Genomic DNA, 19,354 nt, shown 5'->3' on the forward strand with positions numbered 1-19,354 from the left:
GGAGTTGTGGTCTGACTTCTCGCGACTACTGGACGAGGCAATAGCGTTGCCCGCGAATGAACGCGAACGCTGGCTCAATGAATTGCCAACCGCGCACGAAGCCCTGCTTCCGTATCTGCGCAAGGTACTTAAGCAGCGGCTGTCGACACAGAACGACGCGGCGCTCCAAACCCCGCACCTGTCGCCAAACACTGCGACCACCAGCAGGCTTGCCGGTGACCCGATTGGCCCCTATATCTTGATCCGACCACTGGGCAGTGGCGGCATGGGTGAGGTCTGGTTGGCCCGCCGCGCCGATGGCGCCTATGAACGCGAAGTGGCTCTCAAGTTGCCACACGCCCATTTGCTGGCGGGCGCCTTGCGCGAGCGGTTCACCCGCGAACGCGATATCTTGGCGGCCCTTTCGCATGCCAACATCGCGCGCTTTTATGACGCGGGTCTGGCCGCTGACGGTCAGCCCTATCTGGTGCTGGAGGCCATAGAAGGTGTGCCCATTACCGATTGGTGCCAGTCCAACAAGTTACCGTTGGAGCAAAGGCTGGGTCTGTTCCGGCAAGTACTGATGGCCGTCATGCATGCGCACTCACGCCTGGTAGCGCACCGGGATCTGAAGCCAGCCAATGTGCTGGTCACCCCAGCGGGCGAAGTGAAACTGCTCGATTTCGGCATTGCCAAACTGCTGCATGACGAGAGTCGGGTCAATGTGGACACGCTCACCAGCATCCAAAGCGCACCGGCAACACCGCGGTATGCTGCGCCCGAGCAACTGACCGGCGCACCGGTGAGTGCCGCGACCGATGTGTATTCGCTGGGGCTGATGCTGTTCGAACTGTTGGTCGACAAGCCGGCCATAGCAGGTCATGCGTTCGACGCACTGAGGGGCGGGGCGCCCAGGGATTTGCCATTGCCGTCGCAGGGTTGCGTCGATCCCTCCCGGCGTCGTGGACTCATCGGAGACCTGGACGCCATCGTGCACCGCGCCACACAGCATGAACCCGCGGCGCGATACGAGTCGGTGGCAGCCATGGCAGACGACATTGACCACTATGAAAACCACAGACCGATTGCCGCCCGGCATATCACCCGCTGGGATCGGGTTGCCAAGTTTGTGCGTCGGCACCGCCTCCCAGTTGCCTTGTCTACGGCATTGACATTGGCTCTGGTGGCCGGTGTTGCTGGCATTGCCTGGCAGGCGCAGGAGGCCCGCGCCCAGGCGCGCCGCGCTGAAGCAGTCAAAGACTTTCTGCTTGGCGTCTTCAGTGCGGCCGACCCGCGACTTCCAGCAGAAAAACCCAACGGTCAAACCCCCGCCAAGGCTTTGCTGGACCGCGCAGTGGCGCGCATCGATGAGCGCTTTGCCGATGACCCCGATTTGCGCATTGAGTTGATGCGCACCGCCGCGGACGTCTACCGCGAGTTGGATGAAATGGTTGCGTACCAGTCGCTGCAAGAGCGGCAATTGGCCCTGGTGGTGCAGCGCCATGGGCCTTTGCATGCCAATGTTCTGGATGCGCTGCATGAAGCAGCGACATTGGCACATGACCGTGGTGATCTGGAGCAATGCCGTACGCTTTTGCGCAAGCTGGACGATAGCTTGCGCCGCGCGAACCAGGATGCCAGTGAACTGCGCGCCTCTTGGTGGACCACCTGGAGCATTTGCCATCGGGACCAGCCAGCACAGGCTGAACTGCGCAACCAGGCGCTAGAGAAAGCGCAAGCCTTGTTTGCCCGCGTCGCACCGGGGCAACGCGGCCACGTGACTGCCCTGATCGAAATCGGCAACGAACATGTCTCCCAGAACCGCCTGGGTCTGGGCATTGCAGCCGGGGAAGCTGCTGCACGCATGGCCGAAGCACTACCCACGCGTAACGAAGCGGAGCTTCAAACAATCTATGGCAACCTGGGCGTCGCCCGCACCCAGTCTGGCGATTTTGCGGGTGCGGGCGCTGATTTTGGGCGCGCCGCCGCCGTTGCTGCGCGCACCGTGGGCAGCGATTCGCGCAAAACCTGGGCACCACGCAGCCGTCAGGCCCGTGCGTTGCACCTGGGTGGTGATCGCGCTGCTGCTTGGCCGCTGTTTGATAGCCTGTTGGCAGCGTTGCCACCGCCCAGTGAGCCTTCGCCAGACGCCCACTACGCACGCGAAGATGCCGGTGAGCGCCTTGCTGCGGAAGGGCGCCCCGCGCTTGCCATTCCACTGCTCCAGCAGGCCGAGCAAGGGTATATGCATTCGTCGAATTTTGAGTTTGCCCTGCGGCGTGTGCGACGCCACCTTGGCGATGCGCTGGACAAAGCGGGTCAACACAGCGAGGCCCGTCGCGTCTTGGCCAGTGCGCTGAAAGATTACGAGACGAACAATCCGCCCAACAGCCAGACGGTTGCCGCCGCCCGCGAGCGCTGGGCACGTTTTCTGCTGGATCAGGGTGAATTGGCACCTGCGCAGGTTGCCTTCGAAAAAGTGCTTGCCGATGCCGCCGACCCGCACTGGGCCCACGTGGCCCTGGCCCGTGCCGGGTTGGCCCGCGTCATGCTGGCCCGCAAGCACACTGAAAAGGCGTTGCACTACAGCGCGCAAGCCCTTGGCGATTGGGATCAAATCAAGGGGTTTCGTGATGTACGCATGCAGGCTTATCTGTGGCGCGTGCGCGCGGCTGCGCTGGACAATGCTGGCGCACATGCAGAGGCCAAGACACTGCGGGACCGTGCGCTGGCACAAGCCAAGCGCACCGATGCGCCCGAAAGCCCGACGCTGACACAGACGGTGTATCTGGGGCTTTAAGCGCCCATGCTGCGCTATCGCGCCAGAGACAGCTGCCGCCGCCTGAATCCCTTAAATTCCCGCACAATGTTTTTTTTGGAGATTTAACCCATGACAGCGCGCACCATTCAAAAATTGTTTGACCTCACCGGCAAGACCGCCCTTATTACTGGCGGCTCGCGCGGCCTGGGCCTGCAGATGGCCCACGCCCTGGGTGAAGCCGGCGCCAAGATCATGCTCAGCTCGCGCAAGGCCGCAGACCTGGAAGAGTCGGCCGCCGAATTGCAAGCAGCCGGCATCGACGCCCGCTGGATCGCCGCCGACTGCGCCAAAGAAGCCGACATCCATCGCCTGGCCGACGAAACCCTGCAACGCATGGGTGATGTGGACATCCTGATCAACAACGCTGGCGCATCCTGGGGTGCTCCGGCCGAAGACCACCCGGCCGAAGCCTGGGACAAGGTCATGAACCTCAACGTGCGGGGCTACTTTTTGCTGAGCCAGGCCATTGCCAAAAAAAGCATGATCCCGCGCAAGAGCGGCCGCATCATCAACATCGCCTCCATCGCCGGTCTGGGCGGCAACCCCACAGCCATGAAGACCATCGCTTACAACACCTCCAAGGGCGCCGTCATCAACTTCACCCGCGCGCTGGCGGCGGAGTGGGGCGTGTATGGCATCAACGTCAACACCATCTGCCCCGGCTTCTTCAAAACCAAGATGGCCGCCGTGCTGATCGAGACCATGGGTGAAGACAAGATGGCCGCCCACGCACCGCTCAAGCGTATTGGTGACGACGAAGACCTGAAGGGTTTGACCCTGCTGTTTGCGTCGGACGCGGGCAAACACATCACCGGCCAGTGGCTGGCCGTGGATGGTGGCGTATCCGTGGTGACCGGTGGCTGAGTCCAAAGATTCCATTTGGGAACGCGCCGTAGGTTTCGGCGTGGACATCCCCTTTGTCACGCTGCTGGGCTTCGAACTCACCAAGTTCGAAGGCGGGCAATCGGAAATCAGCTTCGCACCCAAGCCCGAGCACCTGAACTCGTTTTCGGTCACCCACGGTGGCGCGCTGATGACGCTGTTGGACGTGTCCATGGCCACGGCCGCGCGCAGCCAGGTGCCCGAGATGGGTGTGGTCACCATCGAGATGAAGACCAGCTTCATGATGCCCGCCATGCCCAGCGCAGGTGCGCTGGTGGCCAAGGGTCAGCTGATGCACCGTACGGCCACCATGGCGTTTACGCAGGCGACGGTGTACGACGGCGCGGGCCGCGCCTGCGCCCATGCCACGGGCACCTTCAAGTTTGTGAAGCGCCTGCCCACCGGCACCAAGAGCAGCAACCCGCTGAATGTGCCACCCGGCCAGATCTCTACAGATTAAATTGGCCTCTAGCCCCCGTAATCATTCACTCTATTGCTATCTAAGTAATAGTAAATCTATCAGGAGACCACCACCATGCCACGCAACCAACAAATCCATTTAGACAACCGCCCCGTGGGCGAGGCCGTGGCCAGCAATTTCAAGCTGGTTGTCGCAGAAACCCCAGCCCTGCAGGACGGCCAGGTGCTGGTGCGCCACCACTTCCTGAGCCTGGACCCCTACATGCGCGGCCGCATGAACGACGCCAAGAGTTACGCTCAACCCCAGCCCTTGGGCCAAACCATGGGCGGCGGCACGGTGGGTGAGATTGCAGAATCCCGCAACCCCAAGTTTGCCGTGGGCGACAAGGTGGTGGGCATGGGCGGCTGGCAGGAATACAGCGTGGTTGATGCCACCCAACCCGGCGCACTGCGCAAGGTCGATACCACACACGTGCCACTCAGCGCCTACCTGGGCGCGGTCGGCATGCCCGGCGTGACCGCCTGGTATGGCCTGGTCAAGATTTGCCAGCCCAAGGCCGGTGAAACGATGGTGGTGAGTGCCGCCACCGGCGCTGTCGGCAGCGCCTTTGCAGCACTCTCCAAGGCACGCGGCTGCCGCACGGTGGGCATTGCCGGTGGACCGGACAAATGCAAATACGCGGTGGAAGAGCTGGGCTTTGACGCCTGTATTGATTACAAGTTGCACGACAACGCCGCATCCCTGTCCAAGGCGGTTGCCGAGGCCTGCCCCAACGGCATTGACGGCTATTTTGAAAACGTGGGTGGCATGGTGCTGGACGCCGTGTTGCCCCGCATGAACGCCTTTGGCCGCATCGCCGTCTGCGGCATGATCGCCGGCTACGACGGCAAGCCGCTGCCCTTGGCCTACCCCGCGTTGATACTGACCAACCGCCTGACCGTGCGCGGCTTCATCGTCAGCGAACATATGGAAATCTGGCCCGAAGCCCTGACCGAGTTGGGCACGCTGGTCGCCACCGGCAAGCTCAAAGCCCGTGAGTCGATTGCGCAAGGTATTGCCGCCGCGCCAGAGGCATTCCTCGGTCTGCTCAAGGGCAAGAACTTTGGCAAACAACTGGTCAAATTGATCTGAGAGCCCACTATGTCCGACATCATCCTGCACCACTACGCCAGCTCACCGTTCTCTGAAAAAGTCCGACTGGTGCTGGGCTACAAAAAGCTGGCGTGGAAGTCCGTCACCGTGCCCGCCATCATGCCCAAGCCTGACGTGCAGGCCCTGACCGGTGGCTACCGCAAGACGCCGTTCCTGCAGATTGGCTCAGACGTCTACTGCGACAGCGCCTTGATGTGTGACGTGTTGGAGCACCTGCAGCCCGCCCCCACGCTGTACCCCGAATCCCACAAGGGCCTGGCCCGCGTGCTGGCCCAGTGGGCGGACACCACGCTGTTCTGGGCGGCCATGGCCTACAACCTGCAACCCAAGGGCGCGATGACCATGTTCGATTCGCCAGAGACTGCCAAGGCCTTTGGCGCCGACCGCGGTGCCATGAGTGTGGGCATGAACCGCCTGCGCCCGGCAGACGCCGCTGCGGCCTACAAGTCTTACCTGCGCCGCCTGGCCAATATGTTGGATGGCAATGATTTCCTGATGGGTAGCAGCCCCTGCGTGGCCGATTTTTCTGCCTACCACCCGCTGTGGTTCACACGCGTCTGTGTGCCGGTGATGGCCGATATTCTCGAAGCCACACCCGCCGTACTGCGGTGGATGGACCGCATGGCGGCCCTGGGGCATGGCAGCAAGGAGAAAATGACTGCTACAGAAGCGATAGCGGTATGTGCAGCATCCGCGGGGGCTGTAGCCCAGAATGACGTAAGCTTTCAGGACGAACACGGCATTCCGCTGGGCAGCCAGGTCAGCATTGCGGCCGAAACGTTTGGCCCGGAGGCGACCGAAGGTGAACTGGTCGCCGCCACCCGCACCCGCTACACCCTCAAGCGTGTGGACGAACGGGCTGGCACCGTGCATGTGCACTTTCCCCGCATTGGCTATGTCCTCAAGGCGGTGCAGCCGGCATGAGTACGGACAAACCGCTAGCCCCACCGGTGCTGAGCTGGAAGCTGTCCGCGCTCGATGCACTGACGGTGCCCGAGCTGTACGCCATGTTGCAGCTGCGCTCCGAGGTGTTTGTCATCGAGCAGAACTGCATCTTTGCTGACATGGACGGCCTTGACGACCGGGCCCTGCACCTGCTGGGTACACGGGGCGGGCAGTTGGTGACCTACGCCCGGCTGTTTCCGGCAGGTATCACCTTCGCCGAGGCCAGCATAGGCCGCGTGGTCACGCGCATGAGCGCCCGTGGCGGTGGCCTGGGCCATGTGCTGATCAAGCAGGCCATAACTGCCGTACACAGCCAATGGGGTCTGCAGCCGATCCGCATTGGTGCCCAAGCCCGTCTTAAGGCCTATTACAGCCAGCATGGCTTTGTGGATGTGGGCGTGCCCTACATCGAAGACGGTATCGACCATATCGAGATGGTCTGGACATCCTAAAAACCTGGAGCTTTCCCCATGATTTCTGATTTCAAAAACAAGACCGCCGTTTTGACCGGTGCCGGCTCCGGCTTTGGCCTGGAGTGCGCGCGTATTGGTGCCAAGCTCGGCATGAATTTGGTATTGGCCGATGTGCAGCAAGACGCACTGGACAAGACAGTGGCCGAAATGCAAGCCGCCGGCGCGCAAGTGCTGGCCATGCGGGTGGACGTGTCCAAGGCTGACCAAATGCAGGCCTTTGCCGAAGCCGCCTTCCAGCGGTTTGGTGCGCCGCACTTTGTTTTCAACAACGCGGGGGTAGGGGCGGGCGGTCTGGTTTGGGAAAACAGCTTGAAAGACTGGGAGTGGGTGACGGGTGTCAACGTGATGGGTGTGGTGCATGGCGTGCATTTCTTCACCCCCAAGATGCTGGCCGCCGCAAAGGCAGACGCCACCTACCAGGGCCATATTGTCAACACCGCCAGCATGGCCGGTCTGCTGAATGCGCCCAACATGGGCATCTACAACGTCAGCAAACACGCCGTGGTGGCGCTGAGCGAGACGCTGTACCAAGACTTGGCCTTGGTGACGGACCAGGTCAGCGCCAGCGTGTTGTGCCCCTTCTTTGTGCCCACCGGCATCAGCCAAAGCCACCGCAACCGCCCTGACGAACTCAAGGCGCAAGACAAGCCCACACAAAGCCAGCTCATCGGCCAGGCCATGAGCGACAAAGCTGTGGGCAGCGGCAAGGTCACCGCCGCCCAGGTGGCGCAAATGGTGTTCGACGCCATTGCAGCCAACCAGTTCTACATCTACAGCCACCCCAAAGCCATTGGCTCGGTGCAGACTCGCATGGAAGACGTGATGTTGGCCCGCAACCCGACTGACCCGTTTGCGCACAAGCCTGAGCTGGGTGTGGAGCTCAAGAAAGCGCTGCGGGGGTGATTGGCCGTGCCTGTAGCAGTTTTGGGACAGCTGTGGAAGTTGCCCATTAACTACTTCGAGCTGCCTACCTTTCATCATGGATAAATTCTTGCTGCAGCAGCAGGTGCTGGAGCGGCTCGCCGAAGACCTGCTGCAAGCCGAACAGGCAGTGCGTGCGGCCCATGAAACGGCCACTCACGAAGAAAACATTGCCGAAAACAAATACGACACATTGGGACTCGAAGCCGCCTACCTGGCCACCGGCCAGGCTCGGCGCGCCGAAGGCATCCGCCAGGCGATGGCCAATTGGCGCCAATTCCGCCCGCGCCCCTACGACGCCAGCAAAGGTATACAGCTCGGCGCGCTGGTCTGCCTAGTCGATTCCGACGACAAGCTGCAACAGCTCTTTCTCGGGCCGGATGGGGGCAGCATGAAGTTGGTCAGCGGCGCTCAGCTCGTTCAGGTCATCAGCAGCGAAGCCCCTTTGGGCAGGGCCATGCTGGGTAAATGTGAGGGTGATGAGGTCTGTATACAGGTCGCTCAAATCCGACAGCAATTTGAGGTGCTGCAGGTTTATTAATCCGCAAGCAAGCCCACGCCAAATTGGCTGAGGCCAGCAGACGTGCCTGGGGGCTAGACTTCGGCTGTGGGGCGGAAGCGGTCGTTCGAGGGCCTTGTCCGTTCGTTTACGATATTCAGCATTTTTGTCCCCAATTGCGCCGCAAGAAAGTTATATGTTGAATCATTCGAATACTGTTTTACTTCGCCGTTGGATTGCTCAGTTGCTGGTCTTAACTGCAGCCTTGACTACCTCGTTGTGGTCCTTTGCCACGGAACCGCCTTTCAAAATCGAGGAGAGTTACGGAGCGACAGTTGGCACTACTCAACCACTTCCGTTGGGAGCAAAGCTTGAATTTTCCGCATCTGGATTTAAAGCAAATGAAGTGTTCATGCTGCAGCGTTGCGGCGAACCCTGCACTACCGCAAAGATGGTCCGGACATGGAAGAAGTCGGATTTCGAGAGCAGTAGCCCGAAATTGGTCGTCCTCACCGAGAGCGGGACTTATTACTTCTGGATCCTTCGAAGGCTTGAAAATGGAGAGTCCGGCCCGGTACTTGGCGAACGCTCTACCTTCGAAGGAATGAAGGGGACTATCCAATTTGCTTCAGGAACCACGATATCTGTGGAAGTACAGATTCCTTCAGCTTCGCAATGAAGAACTGAGTGGGCTACATCAAAACGCGTCAGACGTTGCAATCCGCGACAGACCGAGTCAACCGTACGGACACCCGCTACGCGTGTGCCGCACATTTCCGACGGTTAGGCCGCACAGACCCGCGATGAGGTACTACTGCACTTTCTTTATTCGCTCTGACGACGGCGACGCGCCTTCGAAGATACTTGTCTCTGACGTTCTCGGTGCACTCGACTTCGACGACAACGAGTCTGTGCTCAATCTCGCAAGTGCAGAGCGCTGGCGGGCGGCGGGCTTCGTCCGCCGGAACGATCTGCCCAGGTTCAAGTGGTTCTTCGACACGAGAGAAGCAGTTGACTCCGACGAAATTGATCCCTTGGTGCACGTGTCTTGGCTACTTTCCCACCTCAGGCCCGGGATCTCGTTGGCGGAGGCGACAGAAAATGGCATTGAGACCTGGTTGGGTTTTTACTGGGGGGGAAGCGGAACAGGTGGAGGGCCATTCATTTCGGTGCGGTTGGCAGAACTTCTCGCACGGCACCAGATTTGCCTTAACGTGGGCTTCTACTATGAAGAGTACGAGAATGGCACCGATGCGGCTTAGCTCCGACATTTAAGCGCAAGCATCGACCGGTTGAATGACCGCTTTCTGGATATCGGGATGTCGGCTATGTCTCGTACGGAATTTGAGCATCTAATGAATCCGGTGTCATGCCTTCAGGGTGTCTGGCGTACTTGCCAACCCGTTCAACATCTTCGGCAACGGGGAGCACACCTACAAACATCTGCAAGACGTATTGACTTCAAAGAAAGCGAATAGCTATTAGTTTGATAGCTACACCTTCATATATTACGGGGGCTATGAGGCGTTTTTTCATAAGTGAACACCCAAAAATGGCGTCGGGGCTACGGCGTGCAGCTATTTGGCTTGTATTGGTTTCTAATTGGTATTTTCATAGCAGAGTAGTGAGACGCCAAAAACAGCCGTAGCCACTTGTTATAGTCAAAATCCAAAGTGGTATGGTTGGTTTCCTAGCGTAAGCACTAATACCAAAAGTCATTTTGGTATTTACATTGCATACCACTATAAGATCAATTCAGACCAGTCTTGTAGTTGGTTGCCGTAGGTGCCCGCCTTGCCTTGTATGGGTTCCTCCAACGTCGACTTCCCCAGTGCGGTCTGTTTTGCGTTGGTCCATAGAAAGGTCTCTTTCATGCGAATTCGATCATCCCATCTGTTGATGGCGCTAGCCCTGACCGGCGGCGCCGGTCAGGCCCTTGCGTACAACTGCACCGGCTTGGCCACCTGGACAAGCAGTGATATCTACATTGCCAACAACCTCGTCAAATCCGACAACAAGGCCTACCAGGCCAAGTGGTGGACCCAGAACAACCCGCCGGTCAGCAATTCCGGGCAATGGGATGTCTGGCGTCCGCTGGGCGACTGCACGGGCAATCCGCCCACCGACACCACTCCGCCCACGGTGCCCGGTGGCCTTACGAGCACAGGCCAGACCAGCAGCAGCATTTCGCTGACCTGGTCGGCGTCTACCGATGCGGGCAGTGGCGTCGCCAACTACCAGGTCTTCCGCGGCGCGGCGCTGGTGGCATCACCCACCGCCACCAGCTACACCGACACGGGCTTAAGCGCCGGCACCAACTACAGCTACACCGTCCGTGCGCGGGACGTGGCGGGCAACGTATCTGCCGCTACTGCCGCGCTCATGGTCAACACCAGCAATGGCGCGTGCGCCAGCGCGCCGGCCACTCCCACCGGCCTGAACTCGCCGAGCCGCAGTTCCACCTCGGTCAACCTGTCCTGGTCCGCATCGGCGGCCGGGCCTAACTGCACGGTGCAGTACCGCATTCTGCAAGCGGGGCAGCTGGCGGGGCAATCGTCCACCACCGCAACGCTGATCGGCGGTTTGACACCGGAGACGACCTACAGCTACTCCGTGGTTGCGGTCAACCAGGCTGGCGCATCCGCGCCATCCGCAGCAATCAGTGTTCGGACCGAGGCCACACCGCCAACGGGCGCCAAACGGGTGCTGGGCTACTTCGCCCAGTGGGGCATCTATGGGCGCAACTACCTGGTCAAAGACATTGATGCCGGCGGCGCGGGTGCACGCCTGACCCACATCAACTACGCCTTTGGCAATGTGCGCAACAACATCTGCGAAGTGGGGCTGACGGTGCCTTCGAGCGAAAGCACGGGCGTGGGCGGTGATGCATTTGCAGACTACACCAAGGCTTTCCAGGCGGCGCAAAGTGTGGATGGCGTGGCCGACACTTGGGACAAGCCCTTGCGCGGTAGCTGGGGCCAGTTGAAGAAACTGAAGGCCAAATACCCCAACCTCAAGGTGCTGATTTCACTGGGTGGCTGGACCTACTCCAGAGGCTTCAGCAGCGCGGCCCGGCCAGAGAACCGCCAGGCGTTTGTGGCCTCGTGTATCGATGCCTACATCCGTGGCAACTTGCCGGTGTCGGACGGTGCGGGTGGGGCCGGCGCAGCAGCGGGCGTGTTTGATGGGATCGACATCGACTGGGAATACCCGGCGGCGTGTGGCCTCTCCTGTGGCAGCGGGGAAGACACCGCCAACTTCACGGCGCTGCTGGCAGAGTTCCGCCGCCAGCTGGATCTGGTGCGGCCAGGCTTGTTGTTGACCCTTGCAACCGGTGCCGGCATTGACAAGATCCGCGTCACGCAGCCCGACAAGTTCCACCCCTATGTGGATTTCATCAACGTCATGACCTACGACTTCCATGGCGCATTTGAAAGCACGACCAACTTCCACTCGGCGCTGTACGGTTCGCCCTCCGACCCTTCCACCGGCGATGCACGCAGCTACAACACCGACCAGGCGATACAGGCCTATCTGACGCGTGGTGTGCCGCCGGCCAAGTTGTCTTTGGGTATCGGCTTCTACGGCCGCGGCTGGACCAATGTGCCCAATATCAACAACGGCAAGTACCAGAGCGGCACCGGAGCGCCCGGCACCTACGAGAGCGGTATTGAGGACTACAAGGTGTTGAAAAACCTCAACTACCCCAGCTTTGTGGACCCGGTCACCCGCGCGCAATGGATCTACAACGGCAACACGTTCTGGAGCTACGACACACCGGTGCAGATTGCCGAGAAGATGCAATACGCCAAGGACAAAGGCCTGGGTGGCGCCTTCTTCTGGGAGTTCAGCGGCGATGACAGCAACGCCACCTTGCTCAAAGCCATCAGCGATGGCCTGAAGTAAGCTGCGCAAGGGCATCGTGCCCCACAAGAACCCGCTGCTTTGCCGCAGCGGGTTTTTTTTATGCTTCGAACGGGTAACGCACACCCAGCTGGGCACGCATGGTATCCATCCAACCCAGCGTAGCCAATGTCTCGGCGTGGGGCATGTGCGGGCTCTCCACCAGACCGGCGCGGATGCAGCGCATGGCTTCGACGATCTCGCCCTCGAAGCCATTGATGGCAAACGGGGTTTGCACTGTGCGGGGCGGCTCGCTGCGCGTCTGCAACACCACTTCGGTGGCCTGCCAGAAGTTCAGCGGTGCGCTGATCCAGCCATGTTCACCCGTGATGCGTAGCGCGTTGTCCGACTGGCTGTCAAAACCACACACCAGCTGTGACACCACGTCGCCTTCAAACACCAGGCTGGCTGCCAGCCGCTGGTCCACCCCGGTGGGCGCCAGCACACCATGCACCTGCAGGTCGCGCAGGGCAGGGCATGTGCCCAGCGCAGTCTGCATCACCCAGCGGGTCATGCTCAGGTTGTAGACGCCAATGTCCAGCAGGGCGCCACCGGCCAGTTCGGGTGCGTACAGCCGGCTGTCCAGACCCTCGGTGGCCGCAAAACAAAAGCTGGACTGGATAGACCTTACCCGGCCGATGGCACCGCCGCGCAACCACTGCGCGATCTGCGCATAGGCCGGCAAAAACCGGGTCCACAGCGCCTCCATCAGAAAAACATGGTTGCGCTGGGCCAATGCCACCAGGGTTTGGGCCTGTGCCACATTGGGCACCAGGGGTTTCTCACACAACACCGGTTTACCGGCGGCCAGGCAGCGCTGCACGGCGTCGTGGTGCAGGGCGTGGGGTGTGGCGATGTAGATGCCGTCAATGCTGGCGTCATGCAGCACACTGTCCCAGTCGGCCGTGGTGCGAATAGTGCCGTTGTCGGCTTCAGACCAGCGTGTGGCAAATGCCGCGGTGCGCTGTGCATCGCGGCCCAAGACACAGGCCAGGCGGGTATGGGGCAGGCCTTGCACAGCTTGTGCAAAGCGGTGGGCAATACGGCCCGGCCCTACCAGGGCCCAAGCAAATACGGGAGTCATAGGGGATGCAGGGGGGCAAAGGCTCGTCGCGGTGTTCGGTGGGGCTTTCGTGGGGCAACAGACAGGCATTTTGTGCATTGCGTTGCCTGCCTGCTGCCTTATTATGTGTTGATGAATAGCACGATACGGCGCATGGCACTGACGATAGGCATTGCGCTGGGCTATTTCTTGTTGGGCAAATTGGGGTTGGCGTCGGCGTTGCCGCCCGGTTTTGTATCCGCTATCTGGCCTGCTGCTGGTTTCGCCTTTGCGGTGGTGGTGGTATGGGGCTTTCAGGCTACCTGGCTGGGCATTTTGCTGGGCTCGGTGGTGACCAATGCCACCGTGGGTGGCGGCTTTAATCTCAATACCGTGGCCCTCTGTATCGCCGCCGGCACCACCTTGCAGGCGGTGGTGGGCGGCACGGCGCTGAAACGGCTCATGCCCAGCCTGGAATTGAACGACCCCGGCAAGGTGGCGCGGTTTTCCGTATTGGGTGTTGGCTCTTGCCTGATCGCCGCGACGGTGGGCAACCTCACCCTGTGGGCCCATGGCTACATTTCGCCGGCCCAATTGCCGCAAAGTTTTCTCACCTGGTGGCTGGGGGATGCCTTTGGGGTGCAGATTTTTGCCCCCCTGACCCTGGTAGCTTTGGCACCCAGCACAGTGTGGAAGCAGCGGCGCACCTCGGTGGGTTTGCCGCTGCTGCTGGCCTTTGCGCTGTCTGCTGTTCTCTACACCTTTGTACGCACATCGGACGAGCGCCAGTTGCAGCGCGACTTTGCGGCCATGGTGGCGCCCTTTGAGCACGAAATGCGTTCGCTGGAGGAAAACAGCGGCCGCGCCCTGCGCCAATTGGCGGCCAGTTACCAATTGCGTGGCGAAGTGCCGGGGGCCGAGTTGGAGCACCTGGTGGCGGACATTCGCAGCGCACTGCCCAAGCTCAAGACCATATCCTGGTTGCCCGTGCTGGACGCTGCAGAGCAGGAGGCCTATGCCAAGCAGGTCGGCAGCACTGCAATTCACAAAGCGGTCTACTGGCCCCCAGAATTCAAACCCAGTGCCGATGGCCTGGTTGCCCCCGTAGCCATGATTTATCCGCTCAAGGGCAGCGAAATGGTGCTGGGTATGGATATGTTGGGCGAGCCTAAACGTGCAGCCGCTGTACGGGCGGCGTTGGCCCGGGGCCAACTGACCGCCAGCACCCCCATACGCCTCAAGTCCGATCCACAGGGCCCGGGTGCCCTGCTGCTGATGGCCCCTGTGCAAAACACACGGGTACAGGGCGTGTTGTCCGGTGTTATCGACCTGCGCACCATAGACCAGGCCTTGCAGGCTATACCCGGTGTGGTCTGGGAGTTGCGCGCGGTTCAGGACCGGGCAGAAGAGGTGTTGTGGCGCAGCAGCACGGTCACCATGCCCGATTTTTCGGGCAACACCCACCTGGACCGGCTGGGCGTTTACAGCCAGCAGCGCCTGGCGCTGGGTGGTAAAGAGTGGCACCTGCTGCTGCACCTCCCACATTCCAAACTGGTGGCCAGCGCTGGCACCGGCGCCACCCTGGTTTTGATGATGGCCCTGTTTGTTTGTGCCCTGGTTGCTTACTTCGCGCTGATACGCACCGGAGAGCGTGAGCGCATCACATCCGAAGTGCAGGAGAAAACAGCCGCGCTGAATGCCGAAATCGCCGAGCGCAAAACCTACCAGGCCGCCCTGGAGCAATCCAAACGGCTGGCTGAGAGCGCCAACCTGGCCAAAAGCCAGTTTCTGGCCACCATGTCGCACGAAATCCGCACCCCCATGAATGGCATTCTGGGCATGGCCCAACTGCTGATGATGGACGATGTGGGCACAGAGCAACGCAAGGAATTTGTGCGCACCATACTGGGCTCGGGCAAGGCCCTGCTGGCCATACTGAACGACATACTCGACCTGTCCAAAATCGAAGCCGGCAAGATGGAGCTCAGCCACGGGCCCTTTGACGCCGCGGCCCTGGTGGGTGAGGTTGCAAACCTGTTCCGTGAAGCCGCCAAGGCCAAAGGGCTCACTTTGGTGACCAACGTGCAGCTTCCCGACCGTGCCCCCCGTTACATGGGTGACTCCATTCGGCTGCGGCAAATGCTGGCCAACTATGTGGGCAATGCCATCAAGTTTTCGGACGCGGGTGAAATTTTGATCGCACTGCGTGAACGCTTGCCCGATGGTGCAGACAGTTCGGGCGCCACCCTGTTGGAGTTTGCAGTCAGCGACCAGGGGGTTGGCATCCCACAGGCCAAACAGGTAGAGCTGTTCCAGCCCTTTGTGCAGGCCGATGCGTCGGCCACCCGACGTTTTGGTGGCACTGGTTTGGGCCTGTCCATCGTGCGCCGATTGGCCGAGCAGATGCAGGGCGATGTGGGCGTGGAAAGCCAGCACGGCGTGGGCTCACGTTTCTGGTTCACCGTGAACTGCCCCCCCGCTGCAAGCGGCGTCGAACAACGGCGCGGTGAACGGCGGCAGGTGCCACCACCTGGGGCCGACGGGGCAACACGCAGCGGTTGGGTGCTGGTGGTGGACGACAACGCCATCAACCGCATGGTGGCGCAAAACATGCTCACGCGCCTGGGTTTGGCGGTGCGGTGTGTGGAGAACGGCCAGGAAGCGTTGGACATGCTCGCTGCCCAGACCAATGACCCGCCACGGCTGGTGCTGATGGATTGCCAGATGCCGGTCATGGATGGTTATGCCGCTACGCGCACCATCCGTGTGCTGGAGGCTGCAGCGGGGCGCCCACGCCAACGCATTGTGGCGCTCACGGCCGATGCATTTGCGGCCGACCGGGAGTTGTGTCTGGCCGCTGGCATGGACGATTTTCTGCCCAAGCCGATGGCGTTTGATGACTTGGTCCGCATAGTGGACGGACAAACGGAGTGAACCCTATGACGCTGCGCCTTACGCTCATGCGCCCATCGGTTTGGGCACTGCTGCTGGTCTGCTGGGGCGCGGGCTTGTGGCTGCCCGCGGCAAATGCTGCCAGTATCACCATCGGGGTATCTGCCAGCCCGATGTCTATTCCTTTTTATGTAGCCGAGCGAAGAGGGTTTTTCCGCGACGAGGGGCTGGACGTGGTGCTGGTTGAATGCCCCACGGGCAGTGTGTGCCTCTCGCAGTTGCTGGAGTCCAAAGTGCGGCTGGCCACTGCCTCTGATCTGCCCATCATGTTCCGCAGTTTTGACTCGGTTCCCTTCAAGGTGCTCGCCACTTTTGCCGCCAGTCAAGATGTCAAACTCATAGTCCGGGCCAACGCGGGCATACGGTCCAGCAAAGACCTCAAGGGCCGACAGGTCGCCGTCGCCCGGGGGACTGCAGGACAGTATGTGCTGGATCTGGCCCTGCTGGCCGCCGGCCTGGACCCGCGCGAGGTCTCCACGGTTGCCTTGGACACCAAACGTCTGGACATTGCAGCCGCCAATACGCAGACCGAGGCTTTTGCGCTGTTTCAGCCAGGGGCCAACCAAATGCTCAAGCTGCTGGGGCCAGAAGCCGTGGTATTGCCGATCCCCCGGCTGTATTCGTTCAGTTTTAACCTGGTAGCCCTGGCTGGACAAACGGCTGCATTGGACGAAGACCATGTGCGTGTGTTGCGTGCGCTGGCCCGTGCGGTGGATGCCGTCAGGGCCGAGCCCGATGTGGCCAAGTCCATGTTGCGCGAGCGGCTCAATATGGACGCTGCCGAAATTGCGTTGTTGTGGCCCGACTACCGCTTTGCGCTGGGTTTGAACCAATCGCTGATCGCCACACTGGAGTCCACCGCGCGCTGGGCCATCCAGGAGCAACTGGTCAAAGCGACGGCTGTGCCCAATTACCTGGACTTTATCGACATTGGCCCCCTCAAGCGGGTGCGGCCATCTGCCGTCACGGTTGTGAAATAGCGGCCCACCATGCGTGTACGCAAACTTTTCAAGATCATCAGCCTGGTCAGCGTGGTCGCCACGTTGTCGGTGGGGTTGGTGGTGGTCAGTTTTTCGCAGCGCCGGGCAGAAGCTGTTGCCGAACTGGAGCGTGTGACGGCCATCTCCGATAACGCCGTGTCGCTGCTGCTGGTGGCCAATGATGCGGTGCAAGAACACTCGGACCGCGCCGCCCGGCAATGGTCCGTGCGGTATGACGAGATGGCCCGTGCGCTAGACACCCAGGACCACCGTGCGGATGGTGACCCGTTGACCCCACTGCTTGCAGGACTACGCGAACGGCATGTTCGCGTGGGCGAGTTATTTACCGGCCTGCTGGAAAACAAGTCTGCCGCACTGTCCCCCCAACTACAGAGCCGCCGCAAATCCCTGATGGTCGGGCGTTTGCTGATCGAGGTGGAGGCCATGGTGGAAGAGATTCACCAGTGGGAAAACGTGGTCGCGGAGGAGCGTGTGCGCAGCGCCCGGGCCTTGTTGTGGGCGGGCTGGGCCTTGTTGGGCGTGTTTGCTTTGGCGTTACTGCTGGTGATGGTGGTCACGCTGCGGCGTTTGATTCGCCCGCTGACGGAGCTGGAAGCAGCCAGCCAGGCTGTGGCGCAGGGTGACTTTGGCCTGAAGCTGCCCAACGACCGCCGTGACGAGTTTGGCGACGTGTCACGCGCCTTCAACCAGATGACCAGTGCGCTGCAACTGCAGACCACCGCGTTGGCCCAGGCACGAGACGTTGCAGAGGCCGCCATGCACGCCAAATCCGATTTTCTGGCCACCATGAGCCATGAAATCCGCACCCCCATGAACGGCATTCTGGGCATGCTCAAGCTCTTGCAGCACACCGAGTTGTCCACCCGCCAGGCCGACTATGCGCGCAATGCCGAGGGGGCCACGCAGTCGCTGCTGGGCATCATCAACGCCATACTGGACTTCTCCAAGGTAGACGCCGGCAAGCTGGAGCTGGACCGCGCCCGCTTTGCGTTGGCTGATGTGTTGCGGGACCTGTCGGTGATGTTGTTCGCCGCGGGCGACCGCAAGCCGGTGGCTGTGCGCTTCGACGTGGCACCCGACGTGCCCGCCTTTTTGGTGGGCGATGCGCTGCGCCTGCGCCAGGTATTGCTCAATTTGACCGGCAACGCCATCAAATTCACCGAGCGCGGTGATGTGGTGGTCAGCGTACGGGTGGTGGAGCGCCATGCAGAGCAGGCCGTGCTGGAGTTTGCCGTCAGCGACACCGGCATAGGCATACCCGCCGACAAGCTGGATTACATCTTTGAAGGTTTTAGCCAGGCCGAATCTTCCACCTCACGCCGCTTTGGCGGCACCGGGCTGGGGCTTGCCATCAGCAAACGCCTGGTGGAGCTGATGGGTGGTGCACTGCGGGTTGAGAGCCATGTGGGCAAGGGCAGCCGTTTCTACTTTCAGATCGGTCTGGCGCTGGCGCCAGACGAGCCCGTGCCAGCCACGCCACCACAGCAGGCGACACAAGCCCAGGCCGTGTTACCGGGCACAGAATCGCCCCCCGTGGCACAGCCTCCGCTAGACAACACACGGCTGGCTGGCCTGCGCCTGCTGGTGGTGGAAGACAACCCGCTCAACCAACAGGTGGCCCGCGAACTGCTTGAGCGCAGTGGTGCCCACATTGTGGTCGCCGGTGGTGGGTTGGCAGGGGTAGAGCAGGCTCTGGCTGCCACGCCGCCCTTTGATGCGGTGTTGATGGATCTGCAAATGCCCGACATCGATGGGTTTGAGGCAACCCAACGCATACACGCCGAGCCGCGCCTGCGCCGCCTGCCCATCATCGCCATGACCGCGAACGCCATGGAGTCTGACAAAGCTGACTGCCGCGCCGCCGGCATGTGTGACCATGTGGGCAAACCTATCGATCTGGAGCAGTTGATCGCCACCGTTTTGCGCCACGTGGCACAGGCCGCAGAGACCCCGGCGCAGGACTCCTTGGCCGCCGCCGCCATAGTCGATAGCGAAGGCGCGATTGACCGCCTGGGCGGCAGCCGCGAGTTTTACCAAACGGTGGTTACCGTGTTTCGCCAGGATGGCATCACACAGCGCGACGGGTTGCTGCAGGCGCTGGCCGAGCGCGACTATCCGGCTGCCTTGCGCAGTGCCCACACCCTGAAAGGACTGGCTGCAACCGTGGGGGCCAAACCCCTGGCTGCAGCCGCTGCGCATGCGGAGGCTTTGATCAAACCCATGGTGGGTGCCGCTGCCGAGCCGGCCGCCCTGGCGCTGCTGGATGACGCGCTGGCACAATTGGAAAAACAATTAACGTTGGCGCTGAAAACACTGGACCACTACGGTGAAGCAGCATAAAGACAAAAACAGAAGGACGCGGT

Annotated in this window: 15 protein-coding genes; 14 read left to right on the forward strand and 1 reads right to left on the reverse strand. The window is 61.1% G+C overall.

The annotated features are described in order from the left end of the window. The first annotated feature begins 46 nt into the window (after positions 1 to 46). From HZ993_RS02110 to HZ993_RS02160, 11 genes are all read left to right on the forward strand, one after another. Positions 47 to 2,779: a serine/threonine-protein kinase gene (locus HZ993_RS02110; protein WP_209395632.1), complete on the forward strand. Its 2,733-nt coding sequence runs from the start codon at positions 47 to 49 to the stop codon at positions 2,777 to 2,779. A 90-nt stretch (positions 2,780 to 2,869) separates the two neighbouring features. Beyond that, entirely contained in the window at positions 2,870 to 3,664 is a 795-nt protein-coding gene (locus HZ993_RS02115; RefSeq protein WP_209395633.1) for an SDR family oxidoreductase, read from the forward strand. Beyond that, a complete protein-coding gene (locus HZ993_RS02120) occupies positions 3,657 to 4,142 on the forward strand; it encodes a PaaI family thioesterase (RefSeq protein ID WP_245213791.1) in 486 nt (161 codons plus the stop codon). The genes HZ993_RS02115 and HZ993_RS02120 overlap by 8 nt, the downstream gene beginning before the upstream one ends. Before the next feature lie 75 nt (positions 4,143 to 4,217). After that, positions 4,218 to 5,234: an NADP-dependent oxidoreductase gene (locus HZ993_RS02125; RefSeq protein WP_209395634.1), complete on the forward strand. Its 1,017-nt coding sequence runs from the start codon at positions 4,218 to 4,220 to the stop codon at positions 5,232 to 5,234. Positions 5,235 to 5,243: 9 nt separating this feature from the next. Beyond that, complete coding sequence (locus tag HZ993_RS02130) at positions 5,244 to 6,179, forward strand: glutathione S-transferase family protein (RefSeq protein ID WP_209395635.1); 936 nt, start codon at positions 5,244 to 5,246, stop codon at positions 6,177 to 6,179. Continuing rightward, the gene (locus tag HZ993_RS02135) at positions 6,176 to 6,652 is read left to right on the forward strand and encodes a GNAT family N-acetyltransferase (RefSeq protein ID WP_209395636.1); all 477 of its coding nucleotides are present in this window, start codon (positions 6,176 to 6,178) and stop codon (positions 6,650 to 6,652) included. Before HZ993_RS02130 ends, HZ993_RS02135 begins: the two co-directional genes overlap by 4 nt. Before the next feature lie 18 nt (positions 6,653 to 6,670). Then, positions 6,671 to 7,576 (forward strand): SDR family oxidoreductase, encoded by a 906-nt coding sequence (locus tag HZ993_RS02140; protein WP_209395637.1) that lies wholly within the window; start codon positions 6,671 to 6,673, stop codon positions 7,574 to 7,576. A gap of 76 nt (positions 7,577 to 7,652) precedes the next feature. After that, entirely contained in the window at positions 7,653 to 8,135 is a 483-nt protein-coding gene (locus HZ993_RS02145; protein ID WP_209395638.1) for a GreA/GreB family elongation factor, read from the forward strand. A gap of 154 nt (positions 8,136 to 8,289) precedes the next feature. Then, positions 8,290 to 8,772, forward strand: a complete 483-nt coding sequence (locus HZ993_RS02150) for a hypothetical protein (RefSeq protein ID WP_209395639.1) — start codon at positions 8,290 to 8,292, stop codon at positions 8,770 to 8,772. A gap of 124 nt (positions 8,773 to 8,896) precedes the next feature. After that, the gene (locus HZ993_RS02155) at positions 8,897 to 9,355 is read left to right on the forward strand and encodes a hypothetical protein (protein WP_209395640.1); all 459 of its coding nucleotides are present in this window, start codon (positions 8,897 to 8,899) and stop codon (positions 9,353 to 9,355) included. A gap of 610 nt (positions 9,356 to 9,965) precedes the next feature. Continuing rightward, positions 9,966 to 11,999 carry a glycosyl hydrolase family 18 protein gene (locus HZ993_RS02160; protein WP_209395641.1) on the forward strand — a complete coding sequence of 678 codons (2,034 nt, stop codon included), beginning with the start codon at positions 9,966 to 9,968 and terminating at the stop codon, positions 11,997 to 11,999. Between the two features lie 58 nt (positions 12,000 to 12,057). Here the strand turns inward: HZ993_RS02160 and HZ993_RS02165 are convergent, their stop codons facing one another. After that, positions 12,058 to 13,080: a Gfo/Idh/MocA family protein gene (locus tag HZ993_RS02165; protein WP_209395642.1), complete on the reverse strand. Its 1,023-nt coding sequence runs from the start codon at positions 13,078 to 13,080 to the stop codon at positions 12,058 to 12,060. Positions 13,081 to 13,212: 132 nt separating this feature from the next. Here HZ993_RS02165 and HZ993_RS02170 point away from each other — a divergent pair, with 132 nt between their 5' ends. The 3 genes from HZ993_RS02170 to HZ993_RS02180 are packed head-to-tail and all read left to right on the forward strand — an operon-like array spanning position 13,213 to position 19,331. Continuing rightward, entirely contained in the window at positions 13,213 to 15,972 is a 2,760-nt protein-coding gene (locus HZ993_RS02170) for an ATP-binding protein (protein WP_209395643.1), read from the forward strand. 5 nt (positions 15,973 to 15,977) lie between these two features. Continuing rightward, on the forward strand, positions 15,978 to 16,970 hold the full coding sequence (locus tag HZ993_RS02175; RefSeq protein WP_209395644.1) for an ABC transporter substrate-binding protein: 993 nt from the start codon (positions 15,978 to 15,980) through the stop codon (positions 16,968 to 16,970). Between the two features lie 9 nt (positions 16,971 to 16,979). Then, positions 16,980 to 19,331 (forward strand): ATP-binding protein, encoded by a 2,352-nt coding sequence (locus HZ993_RS02180; RefSeq protein WP_209395645.1) that lies wholly within the window; start codon positions 16,980 to 16,982, stop codon positions 19,329 to 19,331. Positions 19,332 to 19,354 lie beyond the last annotated feature (23 nt).

The organism is Rhodoferax sp. AJA081-3 (genome assembly GCF_017798165.1).
Taxonomy (GTDB): Bacteria; Pseudomonadota; Gammaproteobacteria; order Burkholderiales; family Burkholderiaceae_C; genus Allorhodoferax.